The sequence below is a fragment of the Ruegeria sp. CDSB013 genome, assembly GCF_059611165.1.
This window is the reverse complement of sequence record NZ_JBXWPA010000009.1, coordinates 179,670-200,635: the sequence shown is the minus strand read 5'-3', so window position 1 is coordinate 200,635 and position 20,966 is coordinate 179,670. Positions and strand designations below refer to the sequence as shown.

21 protein-coding genes are annotated in these 20,966 nt (G+C 57.6%); 15 read left to right on the top strand and 6 right to left on the bottom strand.

Going from position 1 to position 20,966, the window contains the following annotated elements; all coding sequences use genetic code 11:
- Positions 1-108: 108 nt before the first annotated feature.
- A complete protein-coding gene (locus AC2FJF_RS16255) occupies positions 109-702 on the top strand; it encodes an HD domain-containing protein (RefSeq protein WP_496726307.1) in 594 nt (197 codons plus the stop codon).
- A 260-nt stretch (positions 703-962) separates the two neighbouring features.
- A complete protein-coding gene (locus tag AC2FJF_RS16250; RefSeq protein ID WP_496726319.1) occupies positions 963-1,490 on the top strand; it encodes a CHAP domain-containing protein in 528 nt (175 codons plus the stop codon).
- A 176-nt stretch (positions 1,491-1,666) separates the two neighbouring features.
- On the opposite strand, the gene AC2FJF_RS16245 is transcribed toward AC2FJF_RS16250, so the two are convergent.
- Positions 1,667-2,038 carry a VOC family protein gene (locus tag AC2FJF_RS16245; RefSeq protein ID WP_496726306.1) on the bottom strand — a complete coding sequence of 124 codons (372 nt, stop codon included), beginning with the start codon at positions 2,036-2,038 and terminating at the stop codon, positions 1,667-1,669.
- A gap of 225 nt (positions 2,039-2,263) precedes the next feature.
- On the opposite strand from AC2FJF_RS16245, the gene AC2FJF_RS16240 reads away from it, so the two are divergent.
- Positions 2,264-2,620, top strand: coding sequence for a hypothetical protein (locus AC2FJF_RS16240; protein ID WP_496726305.1), 357 nt, complete (start codon positions 2,264-2,266; stop codon positions 2,618-2,620).
- 31 nt (positions 2,621-2,651) lie between these two features.
- On the opposite strand, the gene AC2FJF_RS16235 is transcribed toward AC2FJF_RS16240, so the two are convergent.
- Positions 2,652-3,206, bottom strand: coding sequence for an ActR/PrrA/RegA family redox response regulator transcription factor (locus AC2FJF_RS16235; protein ID WP_058275167.1), 555 nt, complete (start codon positions 3,204-3,206; stop codon positions 2,652-2,654).
- Positions 3,207-3,292: 86 nt separating this feature from the next.
- A complete protein-coding gene (locus tag AC2FJF_RS16230) occupies positions 3,293-3,913 on the bottom strand; it encodes an SCO family protein (protein WP_496726318.1) in 621 nt (206 codons plus the stop codon).
- A 92-nt stretch (positions 3,914-4,005) separates the two neighbouring features.
- Between AC2FJF_RS16230 and regB the strand changes: the two genes are divergently transcribed.
- The 10 genes from regB (at position 4,006) to AC2FJF_RS16180 (ending at position 16,652) form a co-directional block, all read left to right on the top strand.
- Positions 4,006-5,403 (top strand): sensor histidine kinase RegB, encoded by a 1,398-nt coding sequence (gene regB / locus AC2FJF_RS16225; protein ID WP_496726304.1) that lies wholly within the window; start codon positions 4,006-4,008, stop codon positions 5,401-5,403.
- Positions 5,404-5,487: 84 nt separating this feature from the next.
- The gene (locus AC2FJF_RS16220) at positions 5,488-6,996 is read left to right on the top strand and encodes a PAS-domain containing protein (protein ID WP_496726303.1); all 1,509 of its coding nucleotides are present in this window, start codon (positions 5,488-5,490) and stop codon (positions 6,994-6,996) included.
- A 41-nt stretch (positions 6,997-7,037) separates the two neighbouring features.
- Complete coding sequence (gene tsaE / locus AC2FJF_RS16215; protein WP_496726302.1) at positions 7,038-7,511, top strand: tRNA (adenosine(37)-N6)-threonylcarbamoyltransferase complex ATPase subunit type 1 TsaE; 474 nt, start codon at positions 7,038-7,040, stop codon at positions 7,509-7,511.
- Positions 7,508-8,512, top strand: coding sequence for an aminoglycoside phosphotransferase family protein (locus AC2FJF_RS16210; protein ID WP_496726300.1), 1,005 nt, complete (start codon positions 7,508-7,510; stop codon positions 8,510-8,512). The genes tsaE and AC2FJF_RS16210 overlap by 4 nt, the downstream gene beginning before the upstream one ends.
- Positions 8,509-9,195, top strand: a complete 687-nt coding sequence (locus AC2FJF_RS16205; RefSeq protein WP_496726299.1) for a nucleotidyltransferase family protein — start codon at positions 8,509-8,511, stop codon at positions 9,193-9,195. Before AC2FJF_RS16210 ends, AC2FJF_RS16205 begins: the two co-directional genes overlap by 4 nt.
- Positions 9,188-12,115, top strand: a complete 2,928-nt coding sequence (addB, locus tag AC2FJF_RS16200) for a double-strand break repair protein AddB (RefSeq protein ID WP_496726298.1) — start codon at positions 9,188-9,190, stop codon at positions 12,113-12,115. The genes AC2FJF_RS16205 and addB overlap by 8 nt, the downstream gene beginning before the upstream one ends.
- On the top strand, positions 12,112-15,471 hold the full coding sequence (gene addA / locus AC2FJF_RS16195; protein WP_496726297.1) for a double-strand break repair helicase AddA: 3,360 nt from the start codon (positions 12,112-12,114) through the stop codon (positions 15,469-15,471). The genes addB and addA overlap by 4 nt, the downstream gene beginning before the upstream one ends.
- A 59-nt stretch (positions 15,472-15,530) precedes the next feature.
- A complete protein-coding gene (gene trxA / locus AC2FJF_RS16190; RefSeq protein ID WP_058275159.1) occupies positions 15,531-15,851 on the top strand; it encodes a thioredoxin in 321 nt (106 codons plus the stop codon).
- A 91-nt stretch (positions 15,852-15,942) separates the two neighbouring features.
- Complete coding sequence (locus AC2FJF_RS16185; RefSeq protein ID WP_496726296.1) at positions 15,943-16,293, top strand: Lin0512 family protein; 351 nt, start codon at positions 15,943-15,945, stop codon at positions 16,291-16,293.
- Positions 16,290-16,652 carry a Lin0512 family protein gene (locus tag AC2FJF_RS16180; protein WP_496726295.1) on the top strand — a complete coding sequence of 121 codons (363 nt, stop codon included), beginning with the start codon at positions 16,290-16,292 and terminating at the stop codon, positions 16,650-16,652. The genes AC2FJF_RS16185 and AC2FJF_RS16180 overlap by 4 nt, the downstream gene beginning before the upstream one ends.
- A gap of 61 nt (positions 16,653-16,713) precedes the next feature.
- Here the strand turns inward: AC2FJF_RS16180 and AC2FJF_RS16175 are convergent, their stop codons facing one another.
- Positions 16,714-16,908: a DUF1127 domain-containing protein gene (locus AC2FJF_RS16175; RefSeq protein WP_109313874.1), complete on the bottom strand. Its 195-nt coding sequence runs from the start codon at positions 16,906-16,908 to the stop codon at positions 16,714-16,716.
- A 197-nt stretch (positions 16,909-17,105) separates the two neighbouring features.
- Here AC2FJF_RS16175 and hslV point away from each other — a divergent pair, with 197 nt between their 5' ends.
- Positions 17,106-17,657 (top strand): ATP-dependent protease subunit HslV, encoded by a 552-nt coding sequence (hslV, locus tag AC2FJF_RS16170; protein WP_496726294.1) that lies wholly within the window; start codon positions 17,106-17,108, stop codon positions 17,655-17,657.
- Here the strand turns inward: hslV and AC2FJF_RS16165 are convergent.
- Together AC2FJF_RS16165 and AC2FJF_RS16160 are read right to left on the bottom strand one after the other, a co-directional pair.
- Positions 17,654-18,895 (bottom strand): MFS transporter, encoded by a 1,242-nt coding sequence (locus AC2FJF_RS16165; protein ID WP_109313825.1) that lies wholly within the window; start codon positions 18,893-18,895, stop codon positions 17,654-17,656. The genes hslV and AC2FJF_RS16165 overlap by 4 nt on opposite strands.
- 115 nt (positions 18,896-19,010) lie before the next feature.
- Entirely contained in the window at positions 19,011-19,412 is a 402-nt protein-coding gene (locus tag AC2FJF_RS16160) for a DM13 domain-containing protein (RefSeq protein WP_058279372.1), read from the bottom strand.
- 197 nt (positions 19,413-19,609) lie between these two features.
- On the opposite strand from AC2FJF_RS16160, the gene hslU reads away from it, so the two are divergent.
- Positions 19,610-20,917: an ATP-dependent protease ATPase subunit HslU gene (gene hslU, locus AC2FJF_RS16155; RefSeq protein WP_496726293.1), complete on the top strand. Its 1,308-nt coding sequence runs from the start codon at positions 19,610-19,612 to the stop codon at positions 20,915-20,917.
- The last annotated feature ends 49 nt before the right edge of the window (positions 20,918-20,966 follow it).

Here is a 20,966-nt window from a genome sequence, read left to right as displayed (position 1 = left end):
TTCAAAGCACGAAAGCTCAATAAATTGTTGGCAGCCTGTGATCCAGACAGGTACATCATAGCACAAAAGCGCGAAGTTAACGTGTCCTACTTCACAAGGCATGGCAGAATGGCAACACAACCCAGAGCTTGGCAAAGAATGCTTTCCGGTCGCAGGCTGGATTTGCTGGACCCGACGCCAGTGGATATCGAGATTGAAGATATCGCGCACGGTCTGGCCTTTGTGGCCCGCTGGAACGGGCAGACAGCAGGTGATTTTGCCTATTCCGTGGCCGAACACTCCCTTCTGGTTGAAGAGCTTTTCGGCCGAATTGCACCCAAAGCCCCGGTGAAATGGCGACTGGTGGCGTTGTTACACGACGCGCCGGAATATGTGATCGGAGACATGATCTCACCCGTCAAATCCGCCGTTGGCCCGGATTACGGTGCGCTGGATGACCGTCTGGCGGCGGCGATTCATATCCGGTTCGGATTACCCGCCGAGGTGCCGAAAACGGTGAAACGGCAGATCAAGAAGGCCGACAAGATCAGCGCATGGATGGAAGCGACCCAGATTTCCGGGTTTTCCGAGGATGAGGCGACAAAGTTCTTTGGTCGGCCCGATCAGACCGTGATGGAGGGCTTGCAAATAACGCTCAGACCTCCGGTTGAGGTTCGAGAAGCGTTTATGGCGCGGCATGAGGCGTTGATATCCTCGCTATAAAATACCGGTCTCATCCACTGTCGGTTCTCATCCCAAGGGAAAAGCCTGCGCAAGCCTGTACTCAACCTTCAGGATATGGGTACAGTTAAAAGCTCAACCAGTGTTTCAATCATGTAACAGAGAACCGGCAAAATCTTGCCGCGTATTGGCAGGCCTCTTTTCACAACCCATCGGATCACCCTAAAACATGCTTGTCTTCGAACGGGCAGTGAAGCTTCTTGAACAACGACATACGCAATACGAATACGACCTGGCCGCGCTTGTCCGGCAAAACCCGAACCGCGCTTGCGGTTGGGCTCTTTAGTCTGATTTCTGCCTGCTCGCACAACCCAACCGATGTGGAACTTGATCCGGAACGTCAGTCAATGGCGTTGCGAGAGGTCTCTCAAAAACAGGCGCGGGGGCAAAGAGTATGGTGTGTTCCCTACGCACGCAGCCTCAGCGGTATCGAAATTCGCGGCAACGCAAAGGATTGGTGGGGCAAGGCGCGCAGTTCTTTTGGCCGCGGCAATGAGCCGGTCGTGGGTGCGGTGATGTCGTTTCGGGCAACCCGCGGGATGCCGCTTGGCCATGTGGCTGTCGTGTCAGATGTTGTTACCGATCGGGAAGTCATCGTGAACCACGCCAACTGGCATCGCAACAAGGTGTCCCTGAAAATGGGCGTCAAAGACGTATCCAAGCACAATGACTGGACCTTGGTTCGGGTCGAAAGCCTTCCGGGTCAATATGGCAGTTTGTACCCCGTGAACGGGTTCATTTATCCGGACTCTGGCAATCCACCTAAATGAGAGTCCTCTGAACGGTTTACTGCTCAGATCCACCCAAGTTCATTGCGTGCAATCGCGGTTTGCGGTTCGTCAAAATCCACTACAAGGCCATAAGGAAAAGGTGCCAATCGAGTACGCCCGCCTGTTCAGTTAAGGCGGGCGCTTATGGATCGGCATGAGGTTCTGCTGAATCAGCTTTAACCGAAGACGTAGAAACACAGCTTGTTGCCGTCCAGATCGCGAGCATAAGCACCGTAGAACCGATCAGGGACGCGCTGGCCGGGTTCTCCTTCATCTGTAGCTCCCAAGCTTATTGCCTTCTCGTAAAGCGCTTTGGCCTCATCCTTGGAGTCTGCTGCAAAAGCAACCATTCCACCGTTGCCGGTCGCGCAGGCTTCGCCATCGTAGGGTGTGCAAACGGCCAGCATCGGAGCCGACGGGTCATTTCCGATGAAGGCGATGCGACCCGCGTCGATCACAACTTTTGCGCCCTTGTCGGCAAACAGTGTCGTGTAAAAATTTTTAGCGCGCTCCATATCTGAAACGCCGATGGTCACATATCCGATCATTTTGGGGGTTCCTGTTTTGTTTGAAGTTTGTGGCCAAAGATTTGGTGATTGGATCGGACTGCGCAAGTCACGAACAGGTGACAGCTTTCCACTATTGTGAAACAAAGCACTTCATCACTGAATAACCCCAGTTGAAAACGCATTACAGGTAAATTGAAAATGAAGCCCGAAGGAACAGAAGCTCAATTTGTGTTGCCCCTAGAAGTCTATCAAAACTAACGGGAATTGATCGACGAAGTCACAAATGGTGAGTTTGATCCAAACGCGATGTACAACATCGCTTACTTTTACACTGATCCAGAAAAGGCGCAGCGGGCCGGTGCCGTGATGTTCGGGACAGAAATCGAAGGATTGGTTATCGCGTACTCGAATTTCTTGGACAAAATTTCTCAGGAACCAAACAAAGATGAGCGCTCTAAGATGTTCAGAGGAGCTCATTCATACTTCAGATCGGCCTTGTGTATTGGTGCATCTGATGGGACGAGAGACCCCTGCGCCAGTAAAAACCCGGTACCTGAAAGCAACACGCCCCCTAGAAAAAACACAAAGAAAAAGTGGTGGAAAATCTTGGGTTCCGCGTAGCTCTGCTGTTTTTCGGTTTGTAGTGAAGCTCCTACCGTGGGCTGCGCTTTGCCAAAATCCTCTGCAACGTCCGGCGATGCATATTCAGACGTCGAGCTGTCTCGGAAACGTTCCGGTCACACAGCTCATAGACCCGCTGGATATGCTCCCAACGGACGCGGTCCGCACTCATGGGGTTTTCTGGTGGTGGGGGCAGTTCATCGCCCTTGGCCAGCAGCGCGTTGGTGATATCGGTGGCGTCGGCGGGTTTCGACAGGTAATCCGTGGCGCCGATCTTGACTGCAGCAACGGCGGTGGCAATCGCACCGTATCCGGTCAGGACCACAACCCGGCTGTCGGGGCGCTTTTCGCGCAGAACTTCGACCACATCCAGACCGTTGCCATCTTCAAGTCGCAGGTCAACGACCGCATAGGCGGGCGGGCGGGCGGTGGAAATGGCGCGGCCTGCGGCGACGGAACCTGCGGTTTCAACCTCGAACCCGCGTTTCTCCATTGCTTTGGCCAGACGTCTCAGAAACGGTTCGTCATCGTCCACCAAAAGCAGGGTTTTATCGGGGCCGATGTCGAGGTCAGAGCTGTCCGCCATATTCTGTTCTTTCCGCTATTTCACGCCTTTGGCTTAACCATGAGTAATAGCAGCGCCATCCCAAAGGTCAAACAACCCGTCACTTTCTAGATCTTGTCGAGAAAACAGCCAACCTTGTCGGCCATCTGCTCGGCGGTGTCATCGCGGTTGAAGAATTCGATGAACCCATCCTCGGGTGTGACAAGATAGGTAAAGGTCGAATGGTCGACCAGATAGTACTCATCGCTTTTGTCATGGGCCTTGTAGTAGGTCTTGTAGGCCTTGCTGGCTGCCTTGACCCGCTCGGGCGTGCCGGTCAGCGCGATAGTCTTGCCACCCAGGTTAAAGGCATAGTCCGCTACCACCTCGGTCGTGTCACGGTCAGGGTCGATTGAGATGAACAAGGGTGTCACGGACTGGCCACGCTCGGCCAGAATGTCCACGGCCTCGGCATTGCGGGACATGTCGAAGGGGCAGACGTCGGGGCAAAAGGTATAGCCGAAATAGACCAGCGTCGGTTCGGTGATCACGTCGGTGTCGGTGACTGTTTCGCCCTTGCCGTTGAGCAGCTCAAACGGCCCGCCGATGGCCGCCGTTCCGCCAGCGATCTGACTGGTCCGGCATTGTGCGAACTTGTCGTCTGATCCGGCACCGCGCGTCAGCAGCCACATGGCCCCCAGGCCCACAGCCAGAACAACGGTTGCGAGGATGGCATAAAGACGGACCATGACATCAATCCTGACATAAGAGGGGTTGTTGATCGTTTCGGCCGGGACACCTATCAAGAAGTTCAGCCGATGCAACAGGACATAATCGACCGATGGCAAATTCCAACATCACATTATGGCGCGGTCAGGAACGCAGCAGCTGGATTCGGCTGCGCACCCTGATCCTGTTGCGCTGGGTGGCGATCTTCGGCCAGATCACAGCGATCACGGTCGCGCAGCAGGCCTATGACATCCAGTTGGATGCGACGCTTTGCTATCTGGCTATCGGCGTCTCGGTCATGGGGAACCTGACTGCAATTCTGCTGTTTCCCCGCAACAAGCGCCTGTCCGAGTTCGAGAACTTCCTGATGGTGCTGTTCGACTTGCTTCAGCTGACTATTTTGCTGTACCTGACCGGCGGTTTGAACAACCCTTTTGCACTGCTGTTGGTGGGTCCTGTCACTATTTCCGCCAGCGTCATGAGCACCCGATCTACGCTGATTATAGGCGGCGTGGCCATTGCCCTGACAACGCTTCTGGCCGAATTCCACCTGCCTTTGCGCACCGCACTGGGGGCAGAACTGGACATCCCAGATATTCTGCTGTTCGGGAACTGGGCGGCAATCGTCATCGCAATCGTCTTTCTGGGCGCCTATTCCCATCGTGTCAGCTCTGAGGTGCAGTCCATGTCCGAAGCGCTGGCTGCCACCCATATGGCGCTTGCGCGCGAACAGAAACTGACCGATTTGGGCGGCGTGGTCGCTGCCGCCGCGCATGAGCTGGGCACGCCTCTGGCGACGATCAAACTCGCCAGCTCCGAACTGATGGAAGAGCTGGACGACCGGCCCGACCTTATCGAGGACGCCGCCCTGATCCGCGAGCAGGCGAACCGCTGCCGCGATATCCTGCGAGACATGGGCCGGGCCGGCAAAGACGACCTGCATTTGCGACAAGCCCCGCTTTCGACCGTTGTGCATGAAGCTGCCGAGCCGCATATCAACCGTGGCAAGACCGTTCATTTCTTCGAAGGTCCGGCCGAGGATGGCGATGTGCAGCAGCCCTCGATCCTGCGCAAGCCCGAGATCATTCACGGTCTGCGCAACCTGATTCAGAACGCGGTGGATTTTTCGCGCGGGAATGTCTGGGTCGAGGCGGAATGGTCCACCAAACAGATCACCGTCAGCATCATGGATGACGGTCGTGGATATCCGTCGCAGATGATCGGCCGGATCGGCGATCCCTTCATGCGTCGCCGCCGCAGTGAGACCGACAAAAGGACCCGTCCGGAATATGAAGGCATGGGTCTGGGTCTTTTCATTGCCAAAACGCTGCTTGAACGCAGCGGAGCCGAGCTGGATTTCGCCAACGGATCGGACCCTTACCAAAGCTTGTCGAATAACCCCGAACGTCGGGGCGCGATCGTCAAGGTGACCTGGCCGCGTAATCTTGTGGATGCGCAAACCGGTGATACGCCTGTGCCTTCAGGTGTAAACCAACGGTTCCAAACCTGACCTGTCCCTGGGGAACAAAGTTAAGACCCCGTTAACCATTAAGGCGCATAGTACGGTTTCTTGGTTTCGCGCACCGGAGGGCGCATGGTCGACTGGATCATTCTGGCCATCATCGGCCTTGTTTCCGCAAGTCTTGCCGTGCAGTGGCTGTTACCGCGCAGGCGGGAACGGGGTGACAATTTTGGCCTGTCCTCACCTGCCTCTTTGTTTGATGCTGCCTTCCTGTTTGATGGCGACCGGCTTATCAGTCATTCAGACATCGCTTTGGAGGGGTTCGAGCAGGTCCGCAACTGGGCCGATCTGTGCCGACTGCTGCACAGGGACTTTCCGACATTCCCCGAGTCACCTGACCGGGTCCGGCGTGAAGGCAATTTGGTCATCCCAGCCATCGATTGCACAGTTGAACGCGATGTTCTGTGCGAATGGATAGACGGCATCGTACGCGTTCAATTACGCGACCGGACTGAATGTCTGTCGATGCCTCAAAACGCATCAAATGATCCAATCCGCCTTGCCATGGAAAAGGCACCCTACCCTGTCTGGCTGTTGGATCATCAGGGCGATGTGCACTGGTGCAATGCCGCTTATGTTTCGCTGGTGCGCAAAGTGCGGGATCAGGACACGGACCTGACCGCACCATTGTTTCCAGTCCCCGATGCCGACCAACGGCTAAGCGCAAAGGCGCGGGTCTCAATCTCCTCCGAGTTCAGTGAAAACAAGCTGTGGTTCGATCTAACGTCGGTAGATCACCCTGAAGGGCACTTGTCTTATGCCGTGGACATTAACGCAATCGTCGAGGCGGAGATGGCGCAGCGCAAATTCGTTCAGACCATGACCAAGACCTTTGCGCAACTGTCCATCGGGCTAGCTATTTTTGACCGTAACCGTCAGCTGGCGTTGTTCAACCCGGCCCTGATCGACCTGACCACCCTGCCCCCGGATTTCCTAAGCTGCCGCCCCAGCCTGTCCAGCTTTTTCGATCGCCTGCGGGATCAGCATATGATGCCGGAACCCAAGAATTATAGAAGCTGGCGCAGTCAGATGAATGACCTTCTCGAAGCGGCAGAAGACGGGAACTATCAAGAAACTTGGTCCCTGCCCTCGGGCTCGGTTTACTCGGTCAGTGGACGCCCGCACCCGGACGGAGCGGTTGCTTTTCTGTTCGAGGACATCACTGCCGAGATCACTCTGACCCGTCGATTCCGGTCAGAAATGGATTTGATGCAATCCATTCTGGACAAACTGGCCGACGCCATCGCGGTCTTCAGTGACGATGGTACACTGGCTTTCACCAATTTCGCCTACCAACAGCTTTGGGGTGATACAGGCGACACAGGCTTTGACGCGGACTCCGTCCTTGAAGTGACCAAAAGCTGGCAGGAGAATTGCACTGCAACGCCGATCCTTGGCGAAATTCGCGATTTTGTGGAGGCGCGGGAAAATCGCGCGGAATGGTCAGGCGTGATCTATCTGCGAAACGGTATTCAAGTGTTGTGCACGGTCAGCCCGATGCAGAACGGGGCCACCATTGTTCGTTTCTCGGTGGATCGGGATGCGCTGATGCGGCAAGAGGCGCAGCAAATCAGCGCCTGAACCGGGTTGCAGCCAACCGGGCGCAAGGCCATTGTGGCGCCATGACCAATTCGCCCTGCACGATCACTTTGAATTCGCCCGAGGATACAGCGGAATTCGCGGCCCGTGTCGGCGCAGAACTGAGACCCGGGGACATCTTGTTGCTTGAGGGCGAGATCGGCAGCGGTAAGACCCATTTTGCCCGCAGCCTGATCCAATCGCTGATGATCGAGCCCGAAGATGTACCTTCGCCGACTTTCACGTTGGTTCAGGCTTATGACACGCCGGCCGGGGAAATCTGGCACTGTGACCTGTACCGCCTAAGCGCGGTTGAAGAGGTTGAGGAACTGGGCCTGACCGAGGCTTTTGAAAGCGCAATCTGCCTGATTGAATGGCCGGATAAATTGGGCCCGCTGACACCGGAGTCTGCGGTGAAGATATCCTTCGAAACAGACCCTAACATGACAGAAGCACGCCATCTGACTCTTTCCTGGTCAGCCCCGAAATGGCCCGTGAAACTAAGGATTCCTGCATGACAAACCGCGCAGTATTGGCCGAAGCGTTGATCGCGCAGACCAAATGGTCAAATGCAAAGCACGCGCCGCTTGCTGGGGATGCCTCGAACCGGCGGTACGAGCGGCTGACCGATCCGGAAACCGGCAAGACGGCCGTGTTGATGGATTCACCTCCGGGCAAAGCGGAAAATGTCAAAGACTTTGCCCGCATGGCCGAATACCTGCGGTCCCTTGGCCTGAGCGCGCCTGAGATCTATGCCGAAGACACGCATTACGGATTCCTGCTGCTCGAAGACCTTGGCGACGACCTCTTCGCGCGCGTGCTTTTGCAGACCCCCAGCATGGAGCGTGCGCTTTATGAGGTTGCAACGGATGTTCTGATCGACCTGCACAACGCGTCAAGCCTGTCTTTGCCATCCTATGATCCGAGTTTGATGACCGAGCTGGCCGCGTTGTCCTTTACCAAATACGCGCAGGCCGTGCAGGGCATGCACGACACCGAAGCGCGTAACCGTTTCGAAAACCGGTTCTCGGACATTCTGCACCGGGAAACTTCGGGATCCAAAGTTGTTGTGCTGCGCGATTACCACGCCGAAAACCTGATCTGGTTGCCGGATCGCGACGGGGTTCAGCGCGCCGGTCTGTTGGACTTTCAAACCGCCATGCTGGGCCATCCGGCTTATGACCTGGTATCGTTGTTGCAGGACGTGCGTCGCGATGTGTCACTTGGAACTGAGATGCAAATGCTGAATCGCTATATCGCCGCGACCGGAGTAAATGATCATGACTTCCGCACTGCCTACGCCGTTTTGGGTGCACAGCGAAACCTGCGCATACTTGGCGTATTTGCCCGGCTGGCAACCGAATATGGCAAGCCCAGCTATGTCGATCTGATTCCGGCGACTTGGGCCCATCTGATGCGAGACCTGGAACATCCCGCGCTGGTAACCATCGCCGATCTGCTGCGCGACACCCTGCCCGCGCCCACCCCTGAAAATTTGGACAGACTTCGACAAAAATGACCCAAGACCCCGAAGCCGTCATGCTGTTTGCAGCCGGGTTTGGCACCCGTATGGGCGCGTTGACCCAAAATCGACCCAAACCACTGATCGAGGTCGCCGGCCGGCCTCTGATTGATCACGCGTTGGATCTGGTGAATGACCTGCAACCCAAGCGTATCGTGGCCAACCTGCACTACCTGCCAGATCAGCTTGAGGCACACCTGGCCCCAAAGGGTGTTCTGCTTTCCCATGAAACGTCGGAAATTCTTGAGACCGGCGGTGGCATACGCGCCGCTTTGCCCCTGCTTGGATCGCACCCGGTTTACACCCTGAACCCAGACGCGATCTGGTCAGGACCGAACCCTTTGACGATGCTCCGCGAGGCGTGGAATCCCGATCACATGGACGCGCTGTTGATGTGTGTACCGGTGGATCAGACTGTCGGGCACACGGGCAAAGGCGATTTCACAGCAGATGAGAACGGACGGATCGTGCGTGGCGGAGGCTTGATCTATGGCGGTGCGCAGATCATGAAATCCGAAGGGTTGATGGATATCCCCGAGAAAGCGTTCTCACTTAACGTGCTATGGGACCGGTTGCAGCAGCAGGATCGTCTGTTTGCCCTCACCTACCCCGGTCGCTGGTGCGATGTCGGCCACCCCGAAGGGATTACTCTCGCCGAGGGGCTGATTGCCAATGTTTGAACCCAGCCCAGTTCCACGTGTTTTTGCCGTCCCACCCGGTTCGGACTTCCCGAAAATGCTGGTTCAAGGGCTGCAAGATCGCAGTGCAGCGCATCCGCCCGAGATGCTGGCGCGCGTTCAACTGGTAGTCAATACAAGGCGTATGGCCCGGCGCGTTCGCGACCTGTTTGATCATGGCCCGGCTTGCCTATTGCCGCACCTGTCACTGGTTACCGATCTGGGGGAAAGCGTCGATCTTGCGCAGATACCTCCGGCGATTCCACCTCTGCGGCGCAGGTTGGAGTTGACGCAGTTGATCGCTAAGCTGTTGGAACAACAGCCTGATCTGGCTGCACGGTCTTCACTTTTTGACCTGTCCGCCAGCCTAGCCGCGCTGATTGATGAGATGCAGGGCGAAGGCGTTTCGCCCGACGCGATCCGGCAATTGGATGTCAGTGATATGTCCGGACACTGGGCTCGCGCGCAGGCGTTCATTGGGATTGCTGATCACTTCATCGACTCGGGCCATGACGCGCTGGATGTTCAGGCGCGGCAACGACTTGTGGTGGAAAACCTGATAGAACGCTGGCAAGACGCTCCGCCGCAGCATCCGGTTATCCTTGCCGGGTCAACCGGGTCACGCGGAACCACCCTGATGCTGATGGAGGCGGTCGCGCGCCTGCCGCAAGGCGCATTGATCCTGCCGGGTTACGATTTCGATCAGCCCGACCGCGTTTGGCGAGGACTGGACGATGCGCTGACATCGGAAGATCACCCGCAGTACCGGTTCCGCAAGCTGATGTCACGGCTTGGTTTGGAGCCAGACCAAATCATGCCTTGGACGGGTGATCAACCACCCTCGCCTGCTCGCAACCGCTTGGTTTCGCTGGCTTTACGCCCGGCGCCAATCACTGATGCATGGATGTCCGAAGGCCCGCAACTGACCGATCTGGATGGCGCCACAAAGGACGTGACACTGGTCGAGGCGCAATCGCCCAGATCCGAGGCGCTGGCCATCGCGCTGCGCCTGCGCGAGGCTGCTGAAACCGGCCAAACTGCCGCGCTAATCACGCCTGACCGGATGCTGACCCGCCAAGTCAGCGCTGCTTTGGATCGCTGGAACATCCTTCCTGATGACAGCGCTGGTCTGCCGCTGCAATTATCGCCGCCCGGCCGGTTTCTGCGTCACGTGGCGGGGCTTTTTGCTCGGCGGCTGGATGGCGAGGCGTTGCTGACCCTTCTGAAACATCCACTGTGTCATGATGGCGGCGAGCGCGGCGCGCATTTGCTGCATACCCGGGACCTTGAGCTGGATTTGCGCCGACACGGTCCGCCATTCCCGGACAGTGTCAGCCTGACCGCTTTTGCCATCCGCAAAGAAGTGCCTGAGGACTGGGTGCGTTGGCTAAACGCCCATTTCTGCGAACAACAGATCGCGGGCCAACTCCCATTGGCGGATTGGGTTGCCAGGCTGCGCGTCTTGGCCGAAGCGATTTCCGCCGGCGCGTCTGGGGAAACAGGCACACTCTGGGACAAGAACGCAGGCCAAAAGGCGCAAGGCGTCCTGAGCGCACTGGAAAAAGAGGCGCAGCACGGCGGCCCGATGACCGCCCATGACTTTGCTGACCTGTTGGGTGCTTTGCTCGCGGGCGAAGAGGTCCGGGATCGCGACGCCCCGCATCCACACATAATGATCTGGGGCACGCTCGAGGCGCGCGTGCAGGGGGCAGAATTGCTTATCTTGGGCGGCCTAAATGAAGGCAGCTGGCCCGAAGCCGCCGCGCCAGACCCCTGGCTGAACCGCCAGATGCGCGACAAGGCCGGGCTTTTGCTGCCCGAACGGCGGATCGGCTTGTCGGCACATGACTTTCAACAAGCCATCGGCGCGCCCGAGGTCTGGCTGACCCGTGCCAAGCGGTCCGATGACGCAGAAACCGTTCCATCGCGCTGGCTGAACCGCCTGACGAACTTGCTGCACGGCTTGCCGGGGCAGGGCGGGCCTGAGGCATTGTCAGAAATGCGCAACAAAGGCCGGCAATGGTTGCAATGGGCGGAACAGCTTGAAATCGCGCCGCATATCGAACCGGCAACGCGCCCGTCTCCGCGGCCGCCGGTGGCATCGCGCCCAAACCGGTTGAGCGTGACGGAAATCAAACGGCTGATCCGCGATCCTTATGCGATTTACGCCAAACATGTGCTGCGCCTGAAACCGCTGGACCCTTTGGTGCAAGCGCCGGATGCCTTGTTGCGCGGGATCGTGATCCACGAAATTCTGGAACATTTCATCAAAGACAGTGTTCTGGACACCGCCTTGTTGACCCGCGAAAACTTTTTAAAACGTGCGGAAACCTTGTTGGATCAACATGTTGCGTGGCCCACAGCGCGTAAATTGTGGCTTGCGCGGTTGGAACGCATCGCGGATGATTTTCTGGCCGCTGAAATCGCGCGGCGAGGGGACGGGGGGCCAGTCGCCTTCGAGGCGGCGGTGAAACTTGTGCTGTCGCCCCTGGATTTCACCATCGTGGGGCGCGCCGACAGGATAGATCGCAACAAGCGCGGTGCATTACGGATAGTTGACTACAAGACAGGAACGCCCCCTACGGAAAGCCAGCAATCCAAGTTCGACAAACAGTTGCTGATCGAAGCCGCTATGGCTGAAGAAGGCGGTATCGACGGGTTCGACCCTTCACCCGTGGCCGAGGCGGTTTTCATCGGTATGGGCGGCACCTACAAAGAAGTACCCGCACCGCTAGCGAAAGAGCCGCCAGACAAGGTACTGGCCGAGCTCAAAGAGTTGGTTTCTGCCTATTTAGAGCCTGATCAGGGGTTTTCTTCCCGTCGGATGTTGCACAAGGATTCGGATGTGGGTGACTACGATCAACTGGCCCGGTTCGGGGAATGGGACCGCACTGATGACACTACGCCCGAGGACCTGACATGAGCGCCCGCAACGACGCAACCGAGCGGCAGGTACAGGCCGCGCGGCCCGACGCCTCGACCTGGTTGGCAGCCAATGCAGGTTCGGGGAAAACGCGGGTTCTGACTGATCGGGTGGCGCGTCTGTTGTTGGGCGGCGTGCAGCCACAGCATATCCTTTGTCTGACATACACCAAGGCTGCCGCCAGCGAGATGCAAAACCGGTTGTTTGATCGCCTCGGACAATGGGCAATGAAGGATGATGCCGGTCTGATGTCCCAACTGACCGATCTGGGCGTACCCGGCGAGATCGACTCGGAACGGCTGGCACAGGCCAGAACCTTGTTTGCGCGCGCTATTGAAACGCCTGGTGGCTTGAAGATCCAGACGATCCACTCGTTTTGCGCTTCACTGCTGCGGCGCTTCCCTCTTGAGGCCGGGGTCAGCCCGCAATTTTCCGAGATGGAGGACCGTGCGGCGGCCCTATTGCGTGAAGAGGTTGTCGAGGATTTTGCCGCAGGTCCGCAGGCGAATCTGATCGAAGACGTCGCCCGGTTTGTCACCGATACAGGGTTCGACAAACTCACCGCGGCCATCACCCAGAAACGCAACCTGTTTGCGCAGCCGCTGGAATGGGCCGATGTGCTGCAGCGGTTTGAACTGGCCGACGGATTCGATGAAGACGCTTTGAAAGGACGTGTGTTTCTGGGTGGCGAAGTGGAATTGATCCGGTCGATCCTGCCGGCGCTTTCCGAAAGCGGCGGCAACAACGCCAAGGCGGCCGACAAGCTGGCAGCATTTTCCGAGGCTCGGGTCAGCAGCTTGCCAATTCTGGAAAGTGTATTTCTGACCGGAAAATCCGCCAAAGAACCCTTTACGGCCAAAATCAACAGTTTCCCCACCAAAACTCTGCGAGAAGACGTGCTGGTGGACCAGATGCCCCAACTCGAAGCGTTGATGCTGCGGGTCGAGGCAGCGCGTGAGCAACGGCTGGCCCTGGTTGCCGCGCGCAAGACAATGGTGCTGCACCGCTTCGCTGCCGCGTTTTTGCCGGAATATGAGCGGCGCAAGCAACTGCGCGGGTGGTTGGACTTTGACGACTTGATCCTACGCGCGCGGCGGGTGCTGAATGATCCCGCAGTTGCCGAATGGGTGTTGTACCGACTGGATGGCGGCATCGACCACATTCTGGTGGACGAGGCGCAGGATACCAGCCCGGACCAGTGGGACGTGGTCGAAAAACTGGCGCAGGAATTTACCAGCGGGGAAGGGGCCCGGTCCGGGGTTGAGCGCACAATTTTTGTGGTCGGTGACAAGAAGCAGTCAATCTATTCATTTCAGGGCGCTGATCCACAGGCATTCGATCTGATGCAGGCCGAGTTTGGGCGAAAACTCTTGGAATCAGGCTCTAAACTGTGGGATTCCACGTTAGAATACTCATTCCGATCCTCCAGTGCGATCTTGTCCTTGGTCGACATCCTGTTCGAAAACCGCGTTGAGGCCGGGTTTCATAAGGAAAGCCAACACCGCGCGTTCAAGGCGGATCTGCCCGGCCGGGTGGATCTGTGGCCCGTGGTCGAAAAGGTCGAAGACGATGACGATACCGACTGGACCGATCCGGTAGATCGGCCCGGCGCACGGCATCACACCGTCATTCTGGCCGAAAAGGTGGCGCAGTCGATAAAGGCAATGATCGAACAGGGTGAGACAATCCCTGAGGATGGCGAAACGCCCGGCGCGTTTGTGCGGCGTAAAGTTCAGCCGGGGGATTTTCTGATCCTCGTTCAACGCCGTTCGGACCTGTTTGCCGAGATCATCCGCGCCTGCAAGGCCGCTGAACTGCCGATCGCCGGGGCAGACCGGCTTAAGGTCGGCGCGGAATTGGCGGTCAAAGACCTGGCCGCGCTGTTAAGCTTTCTGGCCACGCCCGAGGATAGTTTGTCGCTTGCCACGGTTTTGAAATCGCCTCTGTTCGGGTGGGGCGAACAACAGTTGTTCGACTTGGCACATCGGCGCAAAGAACAGTTCCTTTGGGCGGCTCTGCGTCAACGCGCCGAAGAGTACCCTGAAACACTGGCCGTTCTGAACGACCTGCGCGGGCAGATCGACTTTCTGCGCCCCTACGACCTGATCGAACGCATCCTGACCCGCCATGATGGCCGTCGTAAACTGCTAGGCAGGCTGGGCGCCGAGGCTGAAGACGGGATCAACGCGTTGCTGTCGCAGGCGCTGACCTATGAACGCACAGATATCCCCAGCCTGACCGGATTTCTGGTGTGGATGCAGACCGACGATCTGGAAATCAAACGGCAGATGAGCGGTGTGGGCAACATGATCCGAGTGATGACCGTACATGGCTCCAAGGGGTTGGAGGCGCCGATTGTGATCCTGCCGGATACGGGTAAACGGCAAGCTCCGCGCGATGCCGAGATCATGGTGGCCGAAGGAACACCGCTTTGGAAAGTTCCGGCTGACGCGTCCCCGGCGTTGGTTGCGCGTGCGCGCGACGAAGCCCGAGCGCGGGAAGAAAATGAGCGGCTTCGCTTGCTTTATGTGGCTCTAACACGAGCTGAAAAGTGGTTAATCGTGGCGGCTGCCGGCGATGTCGGTAAGGATGGGACCAGCTGGTATCAGATGGTTCAAGCCGCGATGGAACGGGCAGGGGCGGTGGCACTGCCCGGCTCAGAAACCCTGCGATTGTCACATGGTGATTGGAACGCATCGCCGATTATTGAATCCGCAAAGACCTCAACTGCCGTGACGGACCTGCCAGCCCCGTTCCTGTCTCCCGCCACACCACCAGAGCCCGAAGCGGAAACGCTCAGCCCTTCAGATCTGGGCGGCGCCAAGGCTTTGCCCGGCGATGCAGGTCACGACGAAGAAGTGGCAAAGTTGCGCGGCACACGATTGCACCTGCTGCTGGAACACTTGCCTTCGGTCACGCGGGAAGACTGGCCGCAGCTTTGCGCGCGGGTTCTGCCCGATATGCAGGACGCGGAACGGCAAGAGCTGATGGATGAGGCATGCGACGTTTTGACTGCGGCGCATCTTCGGCCTGTCTTTGCCGCCGGCGCCTTGGCTGAGGTGCCCGTGACAGCCGACCTGAACGGACGCCGCATGCACGGGGTGATCGACCGATTGATCGTCACGGATACCGAGGTTCAGGTCATTGATTTCAAAACAAATGCAACGGTTCCCAACAGTGCAGAGACATGCCCTGAGGGGCTTTTGCGACAGATGGGGGCGTATGCCAACGCCTTGTCGCAGGTCTATCCGAACCACGAAATCCGCACCGCGATCCTATGGACCAGAAAAGCAGATCTGATGTGGCTGCCACACGATCTTGTGACGCACGCCCTGTCGCGCACCCAGATATCTTGACCTTGGATTGCCCGGCCCCTACGTTCTGTTCCCGAGATACCCCATTCAGGAGACAGAATATGTCGACCGTTGCCGTTACCGACGATACCTTTGACGCCGAAGTCAAAAACTCTGATGTCCCCGTTGTGGTGGATTTCTGGGCCGAATGGTGTGGCCCCTGTAAACAAATCGGCCCCGCTCTGGAAGAACTGGCCAACGAATACGGCGGCAAAATCAAAATTGCCAAGGTAGACGTGGACAGCAACCCGAACGCCGCTGCCGCCATGGGTGTGCGTGGCATTCCTGCTCTGTTCATCTTCAAGGACGGTCAGGTTGTGTCGAACCGCGCCGGTGCGGCCCCCAAAGCCGCACTGCAAAGCTGGATCGACGAATCCATCTGATCCGATGTGATCGGTATTGAACAAGGGCGTCCGAATTCGGGCGCCCTTCTTTGTGACTGGCTCAATTGGGCCATCAATACAGGGAAAGCAAATGGCGAAAACACGGGTTCTGGTGGAATTCGGGATGGGAACATCCCTAAGGCGCGAGGATTATACCGAGGCTGCCCTGCGGGCGATCAAGGATGCGCTGTGGCATAACTCGGTGAACATGGCCGAGCTGTTCGGGTTTCCGAAAGAGGCGATGATCATCGACGCCGACGTGGGTGTGCAGCAGCCCGACAAGGTCGATACCGATATGCTGAAGGCGATCTTTCCGTACGGCCAGCCTAACATCACAGTAACGCAGGGTGGTCTGGATATCGATAAGCCCCATACCGATGGCCGCACTGTGATCGCCAACGCGGCGGTCATCGTCTCGTTCGATATGGAGCCCGCCCAATGACCGAGAAGCGTATTATTCTGGAAATGGGCACCGGCAACGATCTGTACGGTCAGGATTACACCAAAGCCGCCTGTCGCGCCGTGCAGGACGCGCTGCATCATTCGTCGATCACGCTGTTTTCCAAGCTTGGAATCGATCACACGGAGATGCGGGTTCGGGTGACCATCGCCGTTCAACAACCTGATGAGGTTGACTGTGACAAGGTCGCCGCCGATCTGCCAAGGGGCCGCGCCGAAGTGCGGGCCGTCAAGGGTGGGTTGGATGTTGTGGATGACGCCGCTGGCACGCGCCATGTCATCGCCACTGCCGCGATCGAGGCGTATTTGCCGGATCAGGCTGGTAAATACGTGCAAAGCTGACAAAGAAAAAGCCGCTCGGATACCCGGGCGGCTGCTTCAAATTCTGGTTCTGATTGCAGGATCAGATTTTTGCGATGTCCGCACGCACCAGACCGATGTCTTCCAGCTGTGCGTTGGTCAGACCCGACAGGATCTTGCGTGTCTTGCGGCTTTCGTTCCACTCAACAGCGGATTCGAAGACATTGATGAATGCATCCACTACGTGCAGGATGGTAGCTGCTCCGAGTGGGGCATGGATGTTTGCAGTTGTTGCCATGTTCCCAGTCCTTATATCTGAAACAGCCGACCCGTTGTCGGTTGTGAGCCTCATGTAGTCCCAAGCGCGAGGACTCACAATTGCTGGTCTGGTAACCCCGGTTTGCGTTTTGTGCATATCTTTTGGGCAGTTGTGCAACGGGTTGCGCCGATCCCGCGCCCGGCCCATATATAGCGACTGAGAATACGGAGGCTTTCATGGCGGACAGCGATTTTCCCGGATGGCACGGGACCACGATCATTGGTGTCAAAAAAGGCGGGCAAGTCGTTATTGCCGGGGACGGACAGGTCAGCCTGGGCCAGACCGTGATCAAGGGGACCGCGCGTAAAGTGCGTCGTCTGTCGCCGGGTGGGTTCGAAGTTGTCGCCGGGTTTGCCGGATCGACCGCTGACGCTTTTACGCTGCTGGAACGGCTTGAGGCGAAACTGGAAGCGACACCCGGTCAACTGGCCCGTGCCTCGGTCGAGCTGGCCAAGGACTGGCGCACCGACAAGTACCTGCAAAAGCTTGAGGCAATGCTGATCGTCACCGACGGCAAAGACCTGTTGGTTATCACCGGGGCGGGGGATGTGCTGGAACCCGAACACAACGTGGCCGCCATCGGATCGGGTGGAAACTTTGCCCTGGCCGCTGCGCGGGCAATGATGGGCGGCGATAAACCCGCCGAAGAGGTCGCACGCGAAGCCATGGCGATTGCCGCGGACATCTGCGTCTATACCAATGGCAATCTGACGGTTGAGGCGATCTAGGCCAACAGCGCCGAGATTTCTTTCCCCTTCCAGCGCCGGTACATGCCGACCAGCCCAAGCAGGGCGGTTGCTATGACGATGTAATAGGGCAGGCGGATGTCGATGCTCATCAATCCACCGCCGACCAGGGACATGACACCACCAGCAAGGCAGAAGACTGCTGTCGTGACGCCCATGACCCAACCCTGATCCGCTTCGCCAACGCTGGACGAAAACAGACCCAGCAGGGTCGGGTAGGCGACGCCAAAGAAGAAATAGAAGAAGAAGACCGGAACATAGCTCAGGACGCCGCTGGGGCTGAAGGCGAAGCCAAAACCGCAGATCACCATCACCACCAATGAGGTGTGGATGATGGAGTGTTTGCTGAACCTCTCTTGCGCTGGTTTCACAAGGAATGTGCTGGAAAACGCCAAAGCAAAGCCGATGACCACCATTGCCATACTGCCACCGATCACACCGTAGCCCCATGCGCTGGTCAGGAAATTATCGACGAATACATAGAACGTGACATTGGCAATCATGAACAGCGCATAGACGGGCAGGATTTTCAGAACCAACGGGTGTTCACGCACCGCGATCAGGCTGTCGGTGATATCGCGCGGGCGAAAGACAAACGCAGCCCGCTCGGTTCGGGTGTCCTTGAAGTAAACGCTCACCAGGAAGATGGCGATCATCACCAGAACAAACGCGCCGTAGAATGGCATCTTGAGCGTGGCATAGCTACCCAGTATCGCTGCGTCGGACAGAACAGCTCCGATAATCGGGCCGCCGACCAGACCAAAGCTTACGCCGGTGATGATATACCCCATATTGCGGTCACGGTCGGCGGCATCGGTACTGCCGTCGATCATCGCCGCTTGCGCAATGGGCTGATTACCCGCCGTAAAGCCGGTGATCGACCGACCAACGATCAGCAGAAGCAAACTGTTGAGGTAAAGTGCCGTGATGGTGATTGCATAACCGGCCAGCGCCCCACCTAAACACACCAACAAAGCATTCTTGCGCCCGATGGAGTCCGAGACCTTTGATACATAGACCACACCCAAAAACCAGGACAGAAAGAAACACCCGATCACCAGCCCATAGTAGAAATGGCGCTGACCCATAGAAGTGCTTTCCGGCAAGAACCCGGATTTTGTTTCCATGATCAGAGAGTTGATGATGGGAAAGACCAGCCCTTGTCCGATCAGATCCACGAATACCACGAACAATAACGTAATCTTGGCAATCTTCGTCATGATACACACCTCGGAACTGGTCCTTTGAGGTAAGTGTAGCAGACAGGCGCAATGGCACCTAACGCCTTGTCAGAGGCCGGAAATTACCGGCCTCCGGGCGCAATTCGTCGTTGGGTTACGAAAGCGCTGCAACGCCCAGCGGAACGCCGGCGACGTCACACCAGATGTAAACTTCGTTATAGCCCGAGATATCCATAGTCGGCGGTACGGCATAAGACTGCTTGCCCTTCAGGTTCAGCAGCGCGCCCAGCTTCGAGTTCGGATCATAGGTGCCATCCTTGCCGAAGGCCACGCGCGGGTCCGGACCGTTATCCAGCGAAAAGTCATCACCCAGCTCAACGATATAGCGCTCACCGTCTTTGACCACTTTGACCGAACCGGTGGTGATATGTTTCGAGCGGCCCTCGAATGTGCCCTTTTTCTTGGCACCGCCGGCGGCAGCGACATTGGCACTGGCCAGAGTCAGAGCGGCGCCCGTTGCAGCGGCATTCAAAAAGAGCGAACGACGAGTCATCATGATGTGGGTCTCCATTTCAAAGTGCAGGCGAACTTGCCCGTCACCGCAGACTATGCGCAGCTATTTTCTGTCTGGCGATTCACATCACCACGATTTTCCGTGTGCAGACCGTGTGTTGGCGTGAGTTTTTCGTGATCAGCTTGTGTTTTTGTGGCTTATGCTTAGGTTCCGGAGCGAAACAATTGGATAGAACTCACATGACCGACCTGACCCCGCGCGAGATCGTCTCGGAACTGGACCGTTTCATCATCGGGCAGAAGGATGCAAAACGTGCAGTGGCCGTTGCGCTGCGCAACCGCTGGCGGCGCAAGCAGTTGGCTGACGACATTCGGGACGAGGTCTATCCGAAGAACATCCTGATGATCGGCCCCACCGGTGTCGGCAAGACCGAGATCAGTCGCCGTCTGGCCAAACTGGCCCGCGCGCCCTTCATCAAGGTTGAAGCCACCAAATTCACCGAAGTGGGCTATGTCGGTCGTGACGTGGAACAGATCGTGCGCGATCTGGCCGACGCCGCCATCCTGCAAACCCGCGAATACATGCGTGAGGATGTCAAAGCCAAGGCGCATCAGGCCGCCGAAGACCGCGTGATCGAAGCCATTGCAGGCACCGATGCACGCGAAGGCACACGCGAGATGTTCCGCAAAAAGCTGAAAGCGGGCGAGTTGGATGATACAGAGATCGAGTTGGAGCTGTCAGACTCGTCGAACCCGATGCCAATGTTCGATATTCCCGGCCAGCCCGGCAGCCAGATGGGTATGATGAATCTGGGCGACATATTCGGCAAGGCCTTTGGCGGGCGTACTGTGAAACGCAAGATGACCGTCGCCGATAGCTATGAAGCACTGATCGGGGAAGAGGCCGACAAGCTGCTGGATGATGAGATCGTTAACCGCATCGCGCTGGAATCCGTTGAACAGAACGGCATCGTGTTCCTGGATGAGATCGACAAGGTCTGCGCCCGCACTGACGCGCGGGGTGGCGATGTCAGCCGCGAAGGGGTACAGCGTGACCTGTTGCCTTTGATCGAAGGCACGACGGTATCCACCAAGCACGGCCCGGTCAAAACTGACCATATCCTGTTCATCGCGTCGGGTGCGTTCCACATCGCCAAACCGTCGGACCTGTTGCCGGAACTGCAGGGCCGCCTGCCGATCCGCGTGGAATTGCGCGCGCTGACCGAAGAAGACTTTGTGCGCATCCTGACCGAAACCGACAACGCGCTGACCCGTCAATACACCGCCCTGATGGGCACCGAAGAGGTCACGGTCAGCTTTACCGATGACGGAATCGCGGCCCTTGCGCGTATCGCGGCAGATGTGAACCAAAGCGTCGAAAACATCGGTGCGCGCCGTTTGTACACGGTGATGGAGCGCGTGTTCGAAGAGCTGTCCTTTACCGCGCCCGATCAGGCCGGAATCTCGATCACGGTTGATGCGCAATTCGTGGACGACAATCTGGGCGAATTGACCAAATCCACCGACCTCAGCCGTTACGTTTTGTAACATCGCCAGCCGGTTTTTGCCGCTTCGGCAGTGTAGTGCCGCTGGACGC